We start from the raw sequence: 18,233 nt of genomic DNA, 5'->3' as shown, positions 1-18,233 counted from the left end.
CAACGCTTGGCTTTTGCTAGCAAAGCATGAGTATAGTTTTACTTATAGAAATAAGCAAATAGATCGGCGCGGCCTGCGCAAGCTATCGTACATACCTAAAAATGTTTAATTATTAGGCATTAGGATGACAAATCCAGGTTTACCCACAGATTCTGTGAATAACTTTGTGGACAGAGTTGGGGGAAGCTAGTAAAAACCTTGATTTATAAGTCATCGTAACAATTTGTACAAGCTTTAAACAAAAGATAAAAATCTTCTTTTTTCAAATAGTTATGTCCTGTCAATCAGAAAATTACATTTTCTACTGTTAAGATTACATAGAATAAATTAAATTAAGCCGACTTGTGCAAAAGTCCTGACCATTCTTAGCTAAACTTAAGCTTGTCAATAGGTAGTCTATGGAAATTTATAACAAACTTTTCAAACGTTTAAATCCAGAAGATTTATTACTGACTGGAAATAAACGCTTAATTCCTTTTTTACATAAAGCCTATGCGCAATATCAACAAACACAGAAAAAACAGATTTGGCCTACACCGCAATTTTTTACTTTTACACACTGGTTAGAAACACTTTGGGAAAAACAACTTATTGAACAAACTGGTTTTTGTTTGCGTTTACTCAATAAATCACAAGAATGTCTGATATGGAAAACTATTATTCAGCAATCGGCATATTCTTTTTTAGATACTACGCACACCGCAAAAAACGCTCAGCAAGCTTGGCAATTACTACAACAAGCACAACTCGATTATCAAACCACTCACTTTAAACAAAGCAATGAAACCGAAACCTGGCAAGCCTGGGCCACGCATTTCTTAAGCTTTTGCCAAAGTCATACCTATGTTGATTTATCCAGTGCAGTTAATCACCTCATTCTATTATTCAGCAAAAGAATTTTAAAATTTCCGCCACGAATTTTTCTCATTGGATTTAATGAAATAAATCCACAATATAAAAGACTGCTCAAGATCTTGGAAGAGCAACACTGCGAGATTTGTCATTACACACCGATTTATTCAGCAACTAAACAACAACGACTGTGCTTAAGTGACAAAGAATCTGAATATCATACTATGGCACTCTGGGCATATCAGTCTTGGCAACAAGGTAAGAAAAATATTGCTTGTGTCATTCCCAATCTAATCGAACAGCGCACACATTTATTCAATATCTTCACTGAAGTATTCAATGAGTTAGCGCCTGATGAGATGCACGCTCCACCTTTTAATATCGCTGCAGGTAATCCGTTAATAGAATTTGGCTTGATTCAAACTGCAATCCAGATACTCGGCTTAGAAGACATCAATTCATTTGTGCAAATCAATCCATTGCTACGCTCACCCTACTTAGGTGGCTCACAACAAGAACAAACAGCACGCGCTCAGCTGGATATCACTCTGCGTTGCAGCGCTGAAAATAGATTGAGCTTAGACCAACTACTTAGGATCAGTAACCAGCAAGCATGCCCGCTTTTAAGTGGCTTAATCACACAGCTCATTCCATTAGTAATGGAATATCCTACCCATTTTTTAGCCAAACCAAGTTTCTGGTCAGAATATTTTACCAAAAAACTTCATGCCTTAGCCTGGCCAGGCGATGGTTTATTAAATAGTAGTGAATTTCAATTGTTAGAACGCTGGTCTGAATTACTGACAGAGTTCGCTAGTTTAGATTTTATTCTCGGTGATCTATCACACGCACAAGCGTTGCAGCAATTGCAAGAATTAATGGCAAATACTTTATTCCAAAGTAAGACATTGCATGAACCACCGATACAAGTACTAGGATTATTGGATAGCGCCGGTATGTATTTTGATGCAGTATGGGTCATGGGACTGGATGATAGAACTTGGCCCGCAGTCGCTACGCCTAATCCATTTATTCCTTATGCTTTACAACGCACCCATCAAATTCCTTATGCCTCGAGTGAACGAGAATACTATTTTGCTTCCCTGCTCACGAAAAATTTAATCGGCTGTACTGAAAACATTATTTTCAGTCATCCAGCACAACATTTAGATCAGATGTTACGTCCTAGCGTCTTGATTAAATCCATACCCGAGGTCGAGTTGATCGATTTACAGCTTCCTGCCTATCAAAGCTTAGCAAAAAAAATAATGCGGGCCCAACATTGGGAATATTACCTTGATGAACCAGTGCCATTACCTACGGGACATGGTTTTAACGCCGCCACGCAACTGTTACAATCACAAGCCGCTTGTCCGTTTCAAGCCTATGCGCGCTGGCGCTTAAAAGCATATTTTCATCCCTTCCCGCATAACGGTCTTAATGCCGTAGAACGTGGTAGCTTGTTACACCAAGTATTAGAACAATTTTGGAATGTAGTGCAGAATCAAGCAAGCTTATTACAGCAAACACCCAGCGCTCTCGAAAAAATCATTAATGACGCCATTGACCACTGCTTAAATTTATTTAGTAAAAAACGACCCTTAGGTTTTAAAAGGCTTTTTATCGACATCGAACGGCGACGCTTACAATCTTTATTAAGCAACCTCATCGCTTTAGAAAAACAACGTCCCGCTTTTATGCAAACCCAACATGAAACAAAAAAACAATTAACGCTAGGTGCATTATCTTTCAAATTAAGGATTGATCGCATCGACAAGCTCAGCGCAACACAGTATCTGATTATTGATTACAAAACCGGTGCGCCGAGTAAAATAGATTGGTTAGAAGAACGTTGTGATTATCCGCAATTACCCTTGTATTGTTTAAGTCATGCCGAAACCGTACGCAGTTTTGCCATCATGCATCTACGCAGTAATAAGATTACTTTACAAGGAATCAGTGCAGAAGAATCAATTATGCAGCAACTTACGCCCTTGAAAAAATTAAAAACCGCTTTGGTCCTAAATGATTGGTCCGATCTACTCAAGCATTGGCAAACTTCTTTAGAAAAACTCGCCATAGAATTCCAACAAGGTGTGGCCGATGTCCATCCAAAACACGGCCCGACTACCTGTCGACATTGTGATCTTCAATTGTTTTGTCGAATTAATCATCAACCACATACGGTAACGGCATCATGATAGCTTCAATATACTCACAGCAATTGAGTTTTTGGCAAGGCGCCGTGAGAATGAGCAACCGGAGTGTATTGTTATACATGAGGATTGCGAATTGAGCGGCAACACAGTCAAAAATTCAAGTGCGAAGAGTATACATTTAGCCGACGCCGAGCAACGCATGCAAGCACTCGATCCGAATGCTTCGTTTATTGTGCAAGCACCTGCCGGTTCCGGAAAAACAGAATTATTAGTACGGCGTTATCTGATGTTACTCACACGCGTAGCCGTGCCAGAAGCCATTATTGCGATTACTTTCACACGCAAAGCCGCTAATGAAATGCGCTTGCGCATCATGCAAGCCTTAGAGCTAGCACTAAGCACCGAAATACCCACGGGCAAAGAGGCCGAACGTTATTATTTAGCCAAAGAAGTATTGGCACAGGATCAAGCCTTAGGATGGAATTTATTAAGTAATCCCAATCGACTACGTATACTCACCATCGATAGTTTTTGCCAAAGCTTAACCAGGCAAATGCCTTTACTCGCTGGAACAGGCGAAAAATTAACGCCGGTTGATCAACCCGAGTATCTTTATCGATTAGCGATACAAGAACTACTCAAACAACTCGAAGAACCCTGTTCTTGGCAAACTTCACTCAGTCATTTGTTAAGCCATTGTGATAATGATTTTCAACGCGTAGAAAATTTATTCATACCGATGTTAGCCCGACGCGAACAATGGCTCGCTTATTTGCTACAGCATCAACAACATTTACGCGAAGATTTAGAACTGACTTTATTTAACATTAATCAAGCATTAGTCGAAAAATTAAATCAACTGCTGAATAAAGACTTGATACACGAGCTTAAGCAATTATTGAATTTTTCATTACAGCAACGTCAGCTCGCCCCCTTAATCCATGATGATGATTTAAATTTTTGGCAAGCTGCCAGTCAGTTACTGCTAACAGAATCGAATACCTGGCGTAAACAATGTCGCAAAACCGAAGGTTTTGCTGCTAAGAATGAAATAAAAGATAAAGTCGCGCAAGCAGAAGTTCAAAGACTAAAAAAACAATGTTTGAATTTAATTGCACAATTAAGTCAACAAAGCTTGCTCCAAGAAACCTTAACCGCTTTAAAGCTAGCACCGCCTTTACACTATACCGACGCACAATGGCAGATTCTCAAGTCATTATTTGAACTATTACCGGTATTGGTGGCGCATTTAAAAATTATTTTTCAGCAGCAGCAAAAAGTCGATTATACCGAGATCCTTCTCACCGCGAGCTCAGCATTAGGGCTAGCCGAAAACCCCAGTGATTTAGCACTGGCTTTAGACTATCAAATCCAACATCTACTCGTCGATGAATTTCAAGATACTTCCAGTACACAATTATATTTAATCGAAAAATTAACCGCCGGTTGGCAAAATCAGGATGGTCGGACCTTATTTTTAGTGGGCGATCCCATGCAATCAATCTACCGATTTCGCAAAGCCGAAGTCGGTTTATTTTTACACATACAACAATTCGGCATAGGCACATTGCCACTGCAAGCCTTAAGCTTGTCGGTTAATTTTCGCTCCACGCCCGGCATCATCGCTTGGGTCAATCAACAGTTTAGTCAATTACTCCCAGGTATGGATGATCTTCAACATGGCTCTGTCTGCTATTCCCCGGCAAAAGCTTATTCACCCGCAACCCCCAGCAACAACGTTTATACGTATTGGCAACAAAGTACCGCTTTCGCAGAACCGGCAGAAGCCGAGCAGCTCATAAACCTTATTCAAAAAATTAAACGTGAAAATAGCCAAGCTTCTATTGCGGTTTTAGTCCGCGCACGTAGTCATTTACGCAGCATTTTACCGGCCTTACGCCGCGCAGCGATCCCTTATCAAGCGATAGAGATTGATAGTCTCGCCGAAAAATCAGCCGTGCAAGATATACTCAGCTTAAGCCGTGCGCTGCATCATTTGGGTGATAGGATCGCTTGGCTCGCGTTATTACGCTCACCTTATTGCGGTTTATCGTTAAGCGATCTATACCTGATTACACAATTTAACGATGATAAAAAAACATCGCTTAGTATTTGGCAACAGCTGCAACAGTTTGAAAAAATTCCACTTGCTGCCGACACCAAACAACGTCTACGTCGCATCGTGCCAATTTTACAACAGTGCTTGCAACAACAAGGTCGAGTTACTTTACCGTTATGGATTAAACAAACCTGGCTAGCGTTAGGCGGTCCAACCACTTTATCAAACTGGGAAGAGATGGATGATATCCATGCGTATTTAAATTTTCTAGAAAATAAAATTAAACTCGAAAAAGAAGCGCTGGATTTTTTTAAGCTGGACGATGAATTAAGTCACATCTACACACAAACCACATCCGCAACACCCGCACACGCGGTCGACGTCATGACCATCCATAAAGCCAAAGGCTTAGAATACGATCATGTCATCTTACCTGGTTTACATCGCCGTGGTCGCCCTGAGCTATCACCTTTATTGTTGTATAGCGAGAAAATGCTAACGCCACAAAAAAAAGATTTTTTACTGGCACCGATCAAAGCCAGTGATGAAGAACAAGATTTAATTTATAATTATTTGTTCAATGAAGAAAAGCAAAAAAACGCCGCTGAGTTAACGCGCTTATTATATGTCGCTTGCACACGCGCTAAGCAATCCTTACATCTGTTAGGCACACTCACGTTAGATGAAGCTGGAGCAATAAAAGCCCCTGCTCCACACTCCTTATTAGGCCAGTGTTGGCCGGTGCTGAATATCAAGCCAGAAGAAATTTTAGCGCCTGCATCTGAAAAAACTACTCTAGATTTAACCACGCAACGTTTATTAAGGCGTTTACCCGCCGCTTGGCAAGCACCTATTCGCAGTCAATTTGATCTATCTCATGAAATAAAACCACAAGCCTATGCTTACCATTGGCAATTACACCCAGAACGCGTGTTGGGAACCATCATCCACCGTTTACTGTATCAAATCAGTCAAGACGGCTTAGAAAAATGGGATAGAGAAAAAATAAGGTCCGCGCAATCGATGTTTGCTCGTTTATTGACACAAAACGGCTTGTTAGCCTCGCAAATACCGGAAGCCATAGATAAACTCACTGTCTGTTTAGAAAAAACCTTAACCGATCCGCGGGGACGCTGGATTTTGAGTTCGCAACATCAAGCTGCACAATCGGAATATGCCATCACTGCCCGACTCCATGGCAAGCTGCAAAATTACGTCATCGATCGCACGTTTATTGATCCGAGTACAAATATAGGCTGGATCGTTGACTATAAAACGACGGATTACCAAGGAAATAAATCGGAAGAATTTTTAAAGACTGCCATGCAGCAGCATCAACAACAACTCAATACCTATGCACAAGCACTACTACTCGATAAACAACAGACTATACACTGTGGTTTGTATTTCCCACTCACTTCACTGTGGTGTGAATGGGAATATACCGAAACTGCGATTGAATCTATCGAGAATTAACTATATTTGATGTTAATTCCTCATTTTTATTGATACTTTCACGCTGAGAAGAATTTCCAAACAACGACGCCCTAGAACTTACTCCACTATCAGCATTAACTGTTTGGTTAATAATTGTATTGTTATCTATTTCAGTCTTTTCGTTAAAATATTTTAAAATATCATCAAAAAATTCTTGAAAAAACTTTTCGACACGAGATAAAAAATCAACCAATGTTGAGCATAAACGATCAACTAAAGAAATGGAAGAACCGGATTCATCAAGAGAAACACCGTCAACCCGATCTTGTTGCGCATCATAAATACTAGCATTAAGAAATGTATCTAAAAATTTTAAAAAATTATCCTGATTTAAGATGTTAGTTTTATGCATGGTAACCAACACAGGAACAATTTTTTCAAAATCAACTGTGTTTAGACCGATAAGTTGATCAATATTTTCTTGTGTTAACAGATTTTTTAGGTTGATAGCTAAATCAAATTTTTCTTGGGTTAAGATGTTTGATTTATCTTCTGCTTGTATAAATTTAGCCAGCACTTCTAAATTAAGTTCAGGATTTTCTAGTAACTTATCCAGATTAGCTTGAGTCAGCAGATGATCGATTCCGCCACTTAAATTAAGTTTATTAAGTACATTAGAAAATAGTTTAATATTTAGTTGAGGATTGGCATTAATTTTCTTTAGGTTACCTTCCGTTAGTAAATCGAAATCACTGAGTCTTACCAGCATTTTAGCCGTTTCGAAAGATTCAGCATGAGTTAAACTGTAGTAGATTGCATCCATTTTTGTTGAAAAATCAACTGATTGGAAAAAATCTGATTTGTTGAGAAAAAACTCTAATGTGTTAAAAATTTGCGAAACCTTCGAGACGGTTAACTTTTCAAAACCTGAATTAGCTGATAATGTCAGTATTTTTAAGTAAACTTCATTCTCTTTTTTTTCTGTAATTTTTTCTTCAAGCCCTTTCAAATCAAATGTTATATCCTCGTTTTCTTGGTTTACATTTTTTTCTTCTTGATATAACTGTGCAAGAAGTTCTTTATTTAGAAGTTCTTTATCTAGAAATCCCTTAAATCCCTCAAAAAACAATCGATAGTCTGAAACCTGAGTTTCCTCGCCAATTGCAATCTTCCGCATATTTTTTATAGCAGGGGAAAGTAAAAATCGATTAAAATAACCCTCTAAATTGCCTCCCCTTTTTTCAAGAGCGAATTTAATCAATGCAGAGAACTTATTACTGTCTATTTCTTTTAGTTCTTTCATATTATTCTCCGATTCAGCGTCCTGCCGGATTGTTATTTCTATCCAGTGTACGGAGAAAATCTTAAGAAACGCTTAAATATCAGCTTTCTTTTACTAAAAAGAGGATTTTTATGGATTGCCGCGCGCTACGCGCTCGCAATGACGAGGGTGGGGATGCGCTCGCAATGACGAATAAAATCTGGGGACGCAATAACCATGGAACTATAGGATGGGTTTTAACAGTAAACTGAGCTGCGTGTGTAAGGTTTCGGCCGCACTGTGCCAATGGTCATGGAATAAATAACCGGCACCAACGAACAAACTGACCCATAGGACTGCGCCAGAATAAGCAAACAATGCAAAATAGCGAAATGGTAATTTTAATGCGCCCGCGACATATCCTGTCAGGTGCCGAATACCGGGAATAAAATAACCGATTACTAACGCCCATTTGCCGAAGCGTTCAAACCAATTGTGTGCCTGTTGATAACGCTTTTCGGTTAATCCGATATATCGACCCCAGCTTTGTGTCAAAAAATGACCCGTCGCTAAACCTAAACCATAACTGCCGCTGATACCGCAACAACTTCCGGCGTAGGCGGCTATTAAACTGGGGATCACCGCAAGTTTCCCTTTAGCCATTAAAAATCCCAGCAGTAACAACAACGATTCTTCAGGTATCGGTAATGCAAAAATGCCTAAAGCAAACCAAACAAAAATCGCTAGACTACCGTAGTGATTTAACCACGGTAAAAAATGATCTAGCAACGAAGGTAAGGACATAAAATAATCTCGATAAAATACGGGTAATAACTCATTCGTCATAGCGATCGCATCCCCACCCTCGTCATTGCGAGCACAACAAAAATTTCGTCATTCCGAGCGCGTAGCGCGCGGCAATCCAGTACTATAAACTAGATGGCCGTGACACGCTTAAGCATGCTTAGTAATCTCATCTTCGATCTTTTTCAGCTCAGCTTGATTCTTATCATCTTGGCTGGCTGCCACTTGCTCATCGAGCGTATTGGTTATTCCCAATTGGTTATCGGCTACTTGTGTATCGAATAGTTCGAAGTCATCGTTGCTACTCACTATATCATCATCGTCATCGTCGTCGTCATCGCTGACTTGAACATGATTTGAAGGATAAGGTAAAATAATCACCTGCGTACCGATATCGGCAAAGTCTTTATTCAGCCATAGGGCATCGTCAGCAAATAATCGCAAACAACCATGACTCGCATTATATCCTGGTACACCACGCGAACCGTGCATAGCAAAACCGCCTTTAAAAAACATACAATACGGCATCGGCGCACCACCATAAGGTTTAGGAAATTTAGTTGAAGTACAACCTGACCCCCGTTTCTCATAGATTCTGAAAGTTCCTGAAGGCGTATGACAAGGTCTGCCTAAATCCGGACACCAATTTTGTCCGCTCGATCCAGGTCCCCAGCGAATAATATTGCCTGCCGGACCATAAGCCGCCCAAGCATTTAATGCCGGCGAGTAAACGATCATTTTTCTACCGGTAGGCGCTCTATAGGGAGAAAATGGTGTATAATCCATCCAATTAGTGGCGTCGAGATTTCGTGGTGCAGCGATCCTCATTCCAGGCCAAATACCCGTATTCATACGGTTAATACGTTGGACCAATTCGCGTCGTTGTGGATTAGGAAATAAGGTATACCAAGTTTCCCCTCTTGCGACGACCAGACAATAAAGTCGAGGATCATTACACAAACTTTGTAATAACCACCCGCGCGCTGCAAAGCTATCTCCATGCATAATTAAGAACACAACCAGTAATGCAATCAATAAACTAAACCTTATGAGTATACGCATAATTGCTCCTTCCGCTTTTTGAGGACGGTTCTTTCGCTTTTTAAGAAAGCGTTACTCTTATTAAAATGATAGTCTATTTTTGAAGGCTAAGAAGAAATATCATGCTCAAATTTGCTGAAAAAAATCGTAAATGGTGGATCCTGCTGGCTATGTCGAGCGCTTTGGCGCTGGTATTTATTGACCAAACGGCCTTAGCCGTCGCTCTACCCGCTATGCAACGCGAACTTAACCTCACCAATAGCCTCACACAATGGATAATCAACGCTTATTTACTCGCGATAAGTGCCATTATCTTATTGGGCGGGAAAATCGGCGATAGATTAGGTCATAAACGTGCCTTTTTATTTGGTGTGACGGTTTTTGTGGTTTCCTCAGTATTGTGTGCCTTAGCCGAGTCCGGTTGGTGGCTCATCACCATGCGTGCTATTCAAGGTATCGGTGCTGCCTTTATGATGCCTTCGACTAATGCCTTAGTCACTAATGCCTTTCCTGATAAAGAACGCGGCAAAGCCTTAGGAATTTATGTTGCTCTAGCCGCTGTATTTCTCGCCTTAGGACCTTTATTAGGTGGATTCTTAACCCAAGTATTTAGCTGGCGCGCGGTGTTTTGGATTAATTTCCCCATTGCCTTAATCAGTATTTTCTTAGCGATTTCTTCTGTTCCCAGCTGGCAACGCACCGAAAAATTAAATATCGATAGCTTAGGATTTTTTATTTCGATACTTTTTATTAGTGGTTTTGTACTAGGTTTTATGGAAGGACCGAATTGGGGTTGGACTTCTTTGCCGATTATTAGTTTATTCCTATTTAGCATCGCAAGTCTTTGTGCTTTTATTATCTGGGAAAATAAAATCAATCATCCATTAGTTGAATTAGCTCTGTTTAAAAACCTTACTTTTTCACTACTATTTAGTGTACTGCTGATTATTCAGGCCGTGGGGATTGTATTTGTATTTTGGGCGATATTTTTACAAAATGTTTTACTTTACTCCCCTTTAAAAGCCGGTGTACTGCTACTACCGGCGATGGTACCTATCATTATTATGGCGCCCGTCGGTGGTTATTTACGTGATAAATATGGACCCAAAATACCGATGTGCTCGGGATCGTTACTCATCGTATTAAGTCTTATTTGGGTGGGTATTTTTAGTCATCATCAACGCTATGCCATTTTATTTCCTGGTTTACTCGGTTTTGGTATTGGCATGCCTTTGATGTTATCCGGCATTATGGTAACGGTGATGAATATGGTCAAAGTCGAACAACGCGGCATTGCCAGTGCCATCATGAATTGCTCACGACAATTTGGCATCTCGATAGGTTTAGCGGTATTAGCAGGGTTGTTAGGCAGTTTAAATAAATGGCAACTCGGTTCTTTTTTGAAGCAGAGTGCCTCACCCTTTTCTTCTCTAAAGGAATATCAGATTGATGGTTTATTAGTGCAATCGCAACGCGCGATGCAAGCGGTCAGTCATTTCTCAGCACAAAATCTGCAATTATTAAAAACCGCAGCCGCTAAAGCATATACTAATGCTTTTAGTATCACCATGTTTGTCGCCGCTTTTTTTGCTTTAATCACTTTAATGTTAATATTCAAAATTCCGCGCAAAAAATAAGTAATTTTTTAATCTTATAGTAAAGCATTTCGTCATTGAGACATAAACAAACCCTCGTCATTGCGAGCGCGGAGCGCGCGGCAATCTAGACATTCGCTCGCCATGATTGACTCATTAATTTTTGTACTATGCGGAGCGCGATAAAAATTTAACGTAGTTTAATAAAAGTTTAAGTTTACCTCTATATGATTGGTTAAAGATTATAGATAGGAGACTTTTATGGGTGTTCCGAAAAAAAATAATCCAAACTCACCAGAGTATGCTACTCAGCTTGAAACGCTCAATCATTTCACCGATTTTCTCTTAAATTTAGACCCCAGCCCATCAACGAAGCTTAAAGAAGATGCCCTAAAAGTTATTGAATGCTTAAAATTTATTAAGCTTAACGCAGAGTATATTGGTTACGCCGTAGAGCATCGAGAAGATCCTGATCTTTACACGTATTCTACGGATAATGCAAAAGGAGTTATTCGAGATTTCAACAATACCGCTATGCATTTTAACTCTTATCACTCGAAAGAACAGGTTAAGACAGGCTTAGAAAATTTAGTTAAACAATTCGAAAACGCTATTACAGCGATGCAAGAAAAAGAAAAATTATTAGCTTTTGCACAAAAACTACAATTTGATGGGGATATTGGCTGTATTGAAGAAAGAACAGCCAATGCTTTGTCATTTGCAGCTACGACTCTAAGTAGTTCATCGCAGAACTTAGATGAACTGATGGAAAAATGCCAGTTTACAGCTGAAGATGATGAGGACGTCATGCTTGGGAAAACAAAAAACTTTTTTGAGCCCTATATTGGACAAACTTGTATTTGGAATAATCAAGAACATGTTATTAACCACTCATTAATTAAACGCTATTTAACGGAAGTTTTTGGTGTTGAATTTCCTATTTCAGAAAAGCTATTAGACGCATTAGAAGATAAAAGTGCGAGTCAATATTGTTTAGAGCTGATTGAAAAAGTAGACTCCTCTGAACTAGAACAAGCATTATTAACTCAAGATCGAGGTTTTAAAACTTTACAAAGTATTATTCTGCATCAACCACCGAATGTCTGTTTAGCCTTTATTAATAAACTAAGTTCTAAAACAATTAATACATTATTTCATGAATGTAATAGCTTAGAAAAAATGCAATGCTTAAAATCAGCATTGCAAATTCAGTCTTTGGAAGTTTGTCTAGCGCTGCTTGAAAAAATGGATGAAATAGAAAATGTTAAGTTTACATTTAAAGATAAGCTTAGTATTTTTTGGAAACATTTTTGTAACCACATTAAAAAAACTGATTCTTTTAGGACGTCAACCTTATTTAAATTAATAGCCTACACAATAGCGATAATATTAATAGTAATGTTTCCACAAATATCACTTATGATTACTCTGATAATTGCGCTGGTATCCTTGTGCATAGTCCCAATATTATTACTCATTGATTGCATAAAATTTTCTATAAGCATCGTTGAAGATTTTTTTAAGAGCCTGAACTCTGCTAAAATACTGACAAATATAGAAAGTAATTTTAATGACTATCTATTAAACGATCTATTGACTTTTCAATCCCCTAAGTTATTAGCAGCTTTTCTTAATAAGCTATCGCCGCAGCAGCTTAAACAGATAACTTTACCCCTGGAATTGCTTAAAGAGAAAAAATCCTTATTGAATTTTTTATTTGCGCCCGATTGTGAGCATTCGTCAGAATCCATGGATGCTTATTATGCTTATTTATGCGCTAATAAATCATTAAAAAGTGATTTATTAGCTAATAGGCATTTTTTAATGACATCGTGTATCGATTATTTTTTTGAAGGAAAGCCTGGGAAGTTGCATCCGAAATTAATCCAATTATTTGAGGAATGTTTACATAAAAAACAGCACCTATCTGAAAAAGAGCAAGCTTTTTTAGAAGCTTTAAAAAAAGAAACAATTTCTTCTCCTGAAATAACAGCTAAGGAAGTTTGGTGCGCCGGAGTAGATTCCTGGAGCCATTATCGATATTTAAGGCAGAAAAATGACCCTGCCATGCAAGCTGTACTAGATGAATTGTTGTTAGTTGATCGCTTATTTCAAGGAGATACCCGAACTTTTCATGAAAATAGAAATGATGAGTTTGCAAATGAAAAGCAGGATTTTGAGGAAGCGCACACGTGTATTCGAACTAATAAAGGTTTAGCTAAGACCATTCAGTCAAATAATTATCCAGCATTTATGCAGCAATTAGAAAATTTAAATCACCGGCCACGATTACGTCAAACGGTAGATGGAGCAAACAAGAAATTTGTTCATTTAACCGGGGAAATTGTTGATTATCAAAAAAAGCGACAGCAAAAAGTGACACATACGCACACTAAGAAAACGTCAACTACTTTAGTGTCCGAGCAATTAAATACCCCTCTGTTTAATGAAGCTCCGGGATTCTTATTTCACCAAGATCAATGCAAGGTTAAAGCAAGAATGCTACAAACCTCCAGAACTTTCTCTCATGAATGGCTAGGTGGTGAGGCCAAAGTAAATCAATATAAAACCACTATGCAAAGAATCAACGAAACAGATGAAAAAAAATTTGTAGAAAAAATAAAAAATGGCGGCATTACTAATGAAGTCTTAGCGAAATTGAATAAAGATGCTTTACAGGCTGTTATAGTTACTCAAGATACTCCTGAAACACTTCGATTAGCTACTTCACGTCGGAATGAGCTAAGAGATAAATTTTCTCTTAATTTACCGATTATTTTTTATAACGCTTCACAACGTTCTATAGCGTACTATCGACTTAAAGAAATGAATAGCTTAGCTAAGAAACTCATGTTGAATGTTTATAGGTTTTGTTTAGAAAAACAGGATTGGAAGCCCGGTTTTTTTGCTAACAATGCTCCTACAGAGAATAAACTAACACCAAAAACCGTTTCTTTTATTAAAAAATTAGTTGAGGATGCCCAGCAAAAAGAACAAGCTAATAACAGTGCTAACGACACTATTTGGTTAGATGTAAAAAATAAAGTAGAAACCAAGCTTAATAGTGTATGCCATTCTGCCAGTGTGTCTCAATTTTTCAGGGGACGCAGTGCGAATACACAAAATTTTTATCACGATATCAAAAATTTCATGAACAACCAAACTAATAATGATAATTGGAGTGCCCCAATCAAGCCAGCTATTTAAAATGAATCGGTTTTTAGAGAATCTAAAAGTTAGTTACTCAAAATATAAAGGAGGGTCAGCGACATCATTTTATTTCCGTCGCCATTCAGTTCCATTGGCTGTATCTTCTAAAACTACACCTAAACTGAGTAATTCATCACGTATCCTATCCGCTTCTTGCCAATTTTTAGCGGCTCGTGCTGCATTGCGTGCAGCAATTAATTGATTTATTTTATCCGCATCAGAATTATCTGCTTGTGGACCCAATTTTAAAAACTGTTCGGGATCTTGTTGTAAAAGTCCTAAGATACTCGCCAGATATTGTAAACACTCAGCATAATGCTGCGCTTGCTTACTATCTGTTTCACGCAAGCGATTAATTTCACGTGCCAATTCAAATAATACCGCCAAGGCATCCGGTGTATTGAAGTCATCATCCATCGCGGTTTGAAATTTCTCTAGATATTCTCCGGAGAATTGCTTAGCATCAAAATTTGACGGCGCTTTACCGACTAAGCCGCGTAAACTGGTATATAAACGTTGTAATGCCGCGTGTGCGGCTTGCAGATTTTCTTGGCTATAATTGATCGGACTTCGATGATGACTCGACACTAAGAAATAGCGGATCACTTCTGCAGGATATTGCTTTAAGACATCACGCAGCGTAAAAAAATTACCTAAGGACTTTGACATTTTTTGGCGATTAGTCTGCACGAAACCGACATGGATCCAGGTATTAACAAATTTCTTGGCGGTCGCTCCTTCGGATTGCGCAATTTCATTTTGATGATGTGGAAACACCAGATCCAAACCACCACCGTGGATATCAAAATGTTCACCTAAAGCCGCCATCGACATCGCTGAACATTCAATATGCCAACCGGGACGCCCTGCTCCCCAGGGAGATTCCCAACTCGGTTCATTGGGTTTAGCTTGTTTCCATAATACAAAATCTAGGGGATCTTTTTTTGTTAAATCAACAGCGACGCGTGACCCACTGCGTAATTTTTCCAAATTTTGATGCGCTAATTCACCATACGTTTTAAACTTTTCCACCGCATAACAAATATCACCATTTTCTGCCGGATAGGCATAGCCTTTATCCAGCAAGATTTGAATTAAATCCAACATTTGTGGGATAGCATCCGTGGCTCGTGGTTCATGTGTCGGTGGCAGAATATTTAATTGCGCGAAATCTTCATGCATCGCTGCTATCATGCGCTGTGTCAACGCTGACATGCTTTCATTATTTTCTTGTGCGCGTTTGATGATCTTATCGTCGATATCGGTGATATTACGCACATAATTAACTTGATAACCCTGCATCGTTAAATATCGCAGCATCACATCAAATGCGACTAATACGCGCGCATGACCAATATGACAAAGATCATAGACTGTCATACCACACACATACATCCCGACTTTTTTGGCATGCATCGGCGTAAATTTTTCTTTTTTTTGGGTTAAGGTATTATAAATTTTTAGCATGGAGTATTCTCTCGCGAATTTTTTCATTGCCTAATAGGGTAAATAATTTTGCCAGTTCAGGACCATCATGACGCCCAGTCAATGATAAGCGTAACGGTGCAAACAAAGCTTTTCCTTTAAGATTCAATCTTTCTTGTAACTGTTTTATTAAGACTTTAAAATCAGCGTTTCCTTTCTCCAATAAGTCTAAGAGTGTCTGCCAGTAACGGGGATCGACCTTTCGCAAAAAAATCTTGGTTTCTATTGAAAAGTTTAACGCGCCAGCTTCACTAAATAAAATAGTAGCCCATTCCACCGCCTCATCAGGAAAACAGATAGTCCCGCGCATTAATTCAATAAAATCTAACTTAACATCACTCGGCACTAAATTTTGTATTTTAGCATCCAACCATTCGATCAGTTTATCATTAGAAATATGCAATAAGACCTGCTTTTGCCAATATAATAATTGAGTTTGGTCATAGCGGGCCGGAGATTTACCAAGACGACTCGGTGAAAATTGTTCTGCTAAGGCGTGAATATCGAGAAAATTTGGATTCGTATAGGTATGACCTACGCGTGCTAAATAATTTTGTAGGGCTTCGGCAAAGTAACCTGCCTCGCGCAAACTTTTAATACTAAAACTCCCATGTCGTTTGGATAACGGCGCACCGTCATCACCGACAATTAATGCCATATGCCCATACGCTGGAATATTTAAACTCAGTGCCTGTAATAACATGATCTGCCTGGGTGTATTGGTGAGATGATCTTCGCCACGCAGCACATGTGTAACCTTCATTAAAGCATCATCAATAGCATTACAAAAGAAAAATGCTGCGGATCCATCACTACGTTGAATCACAAAATCACCGATATCTTCGGTGGCAAAGCTTTGCTTGCCTTTGACAAAGTCATCAAAACATATCTCTTGTTTAGGTAAAACATGAAAGCGCAAACTGGCGAGCAAACCTTGAGCTTTTTTCTCGGCCACTTGTTCTGCCGTTAATTGCCGGCAGTGACCACTGTAACGCGGTGGTTTGCCCAATGCTAACTGGCGCTTGCGCATCATTAACAATTCCGATTCGCTACAAAAACACGGATAAGCACGGCCGATACTGACTAATTGTTCATAATAAAGCGTGTAAATCGCTTGTCTTTGCGATTGGTAATAAGGACCGAGACCTTTTTCTTGACTAGGACCTTCCTGCCAAGGCAAACCTAACCAGAGCAAGTCTTCTTCTAATTCTTTAGCTAGCGTTAACAGTGAGCGTGTTGCATCACTATCTTCTATCCGCAATAAAAAACAACCGGCTTTTGAATGGGCTAATAAAAAATTAAATAACGCGGTTCTAGCATTGCCTAAATGGATATGTCCGGTGGGGCTAGGTGCAAAACGAGTTTTCATAATCAACTACTTGTTTAAAATTTTGATATCTTGGTCCAGAACTTAGTCCGTCATGGCGAGGCCGAAACGCCAGTAAGGCCGTGGCCATCCATGGATTGCCACGCACCTACGGTGCTCGCAATGACGATTAATATTTTACGTGCTCGCAATGACGAGGGTTGCTAGCACTGCAATGACGAAAAATGTTTTAATAATCTCCTATCAACTAATTTACGCTATGATTAAGTCCTATGTCGACCCTCTTTATATCCGATTTACATCTTAGTAGCGACCAATCTGCTATAACGCAGTTGTTTCTAAATTTTTTACAGCATCAAGCGAGACAGGCAGAAGCTTTATATATATTAGGTGATCTATTTGAAACCTGGATAGGTGATGATAATCTAAGCCCCTATAATCAAACAATTATAACAGCACTCGCCGAATTAACCGCCAGTGGCGTAGCCGCTTATTTCATGCCCGGCAATCGCGACTTTCTTATCGGTAAGCGCTTTATTCAGCAAACTGGCTGCCGCTATCTTGTTGATCCAACAATAATTGATCTGTATGGAAGCCCAACACTGCTTACACATGGTGATAGTTGGTGCACTTTAGATGAAGATTACCAGCGCTATCGACGCTGGTCGCGCTATCCGTTTTGGCAATTCTTATTTTTACATCTTCCCTTAGCATGGCGACAAAAAATTGCTAATTATTTACGTGGTCAAGAGCATGCCGCCCCACCCACTGATACGATGAAATATGATGTGGTCATGGCAGATTTGCTGGCTTGCTTAAAACACTATCCGGGAACACAACAGATTATTCATGGTCACACGCATCTACCGAGTATTCAATTAGTAAAGCAAGCAGATAATACTTGGGTAAAACGCTTTGTATTAAGTGATTGGAATAATACCGAAGGCAATGTATTAGTGGCATTACCAAATCACGAATTTAAATTAGCTTACTTCAGCTAGTC

10 protein-coding genes are annotated in these 18,233 nt (G+C 39.2%); 5 read left to right on the top strand and 5 right to left on the bottom strand.

Annotated features, from left to right (window positions below; genetic code table 11):
- The first annotated feature begins 398 nt into the window (after positions 1 to 398).
- Both AAHH40_RS03495 and AAHH40_RS03490 read left to right on the top strand, forming a co-directional pair.
- A complete protein-coding gene (locus tag AAHH40_RS03495) occupies positions 399 to 3,053 on the top strand; it encodes a PD-(D/E)XK nuclease family protein (RefSeq protein WP_342220733.1) in 2,655 nt (884 codons plus the stop codon).
- A 91-nt stretch (positions 3,054 to 3,144) separates the two neighbouring features.
- The gene (locus AAHH40_RS03490; RefSeq protein ID WP_342220732.1) at positions 3,145 to 6,546 is read left to right on the top strand and encodes a UvrD-helicase domain-containing protein; all 3,402 of its coding nucleotides are present in this window, start codon (positions 3,145 to 3,147) and stop codon (positions 6,544 to 6,546) included.
- Here the strand turns inward: AAHH40_RS03490 and AAHH40_RS03485 are convergent.
- From AAHH40_RS03485 to AAHH40_RS03475, 3 genes are all read right to left on the bottom strand, one after another.
- Entirely contained in the window at positions 6,533 to 7,810 is a 1,278-nt protein-coding gene (locus AAHH40_RS03485) for a hypothetical protein (RefSeq protein WP_342220731.1), read from the bottom strand. The two genes, AAHH40_RS03490 and AAHH40_RS03485, sit on opposite strands and share 14 nt — an antisense overlap.
- Positions 7,811 to 8,011: 201 nt before the next feature.
- Positions 8,012 to 8,614 (bottom strand): DedA family protein, encoded by a 603-nt coding sequence (locus AAHH40_RS03480; RefSeq protein WP_342220730.1) that lies wholly within the window; start codon positions 8,612 to 8,614, stop codon positions 8,012 to 8,014.
- 108 nt (positions 8,615 to 8,722) lie between these two features.
- Positions 8,723 to 9,634: a L,D-transpeptidase gene (locus tag AAHH40_RS03475; RefSeq protein WP_342220729.1), complete on the bottom strand. Its 912-nt coding sequence runs from the start codon at positions 9,632 to 9,634 to the stop codon at positions 8,723 to 8,725.
- 101 nt (positions 9,635 to 9,735) lie between these two features.
- Here AAHH40_RS03475 and AAHH40_RS03470 point away from each other — a divergent pair, with 101 nt between their 5' ends.
- Positions 9,736 to 11,250, top strand: a complete 1,515-nt coding sequence (locus AAHH40_RS03470) for an MFS transporter (protein ID WP_342220728.1) — start codon at positions 9,736 to 9,738, stop codon at positions 11,248 to 11,250.
- A gap of 219 nt (positions 11,251 to 11,469) precedes the next feature.
- Positions 11,470 to 14,415: a hypothetical protein gene (locus AAHH40_RS03465; RefSeq protein WP_342220727.1), complete on the top strand. Its 2,946-nt coding sequence runs from the start codon at positions 11,470 to 11,472 to the stop codon at positions 14,413 to 14,415.
- Between the two features lie 69 nt (positions 14,416 to 14,484).
- Here the strand turns inward: AAHH40_RS03465 and cysS are convergent, their stop codons facing one another.
- Both cysS and gltX read right to left on the bottom strand, forming a co-directional pair.
- A complete protein-coding gene (gene cysS / locus AAHH40_RS03460) occupies positions 14,485 to 15,885 on the bottom strand; it encodes a cysteine--tRNA ligase (protein ID WP_342220726.1) in 1,401 nt (466 codons plus the stop codon).
- Entirely contained in the window at positions 15,869 to 17,272 is a 1,404-nt protein-coding gene (gltX, locus tag AAHH40_RS03455) for a glutamate--tRNA ligase (protein WP_342220725.1), read from the bottom strand. Before gltX ends, cysS begins: the two co-directional genes overlap by 17 nt.
- Before the next feature lie 230 nt (positions 17,273 to 17,502).
- On the opposite strand from gltX, the gene AAHH40_RS03450 reads away from it, so the two are divergent.
- Positions 17,503 to 18,231 carry a UDP-2,3-diacylglucosamine diphosphatase gene (locus AAHH40_RS03450; protein ID WP_342220724.1) on the top strand — a complete coding sequence of 243 codons (729 nt, stop codon included), beginning with the start codon at positions 17,503 to 17,505 and terminating at the stop codon, positions 18,229 to 18,231.
- The last annotated feature ends 2 nt before the right edge of the window (positions 18,232 to 18,233 follow it).

The organism is Rickettsiella endosymbiont of Miltochrista miniata (genome assembly GCF_964031245.1).
Taxonomy (GTDB): Bacteria; Pseudomonadota; Gammaproteobacteria; order Diplorickettsiales; family Diplorickettsiaceae; genus Aquirickettsiella.
This window is presented reverse-complemented; position numbering and strand designations above follow the sequence as displayed.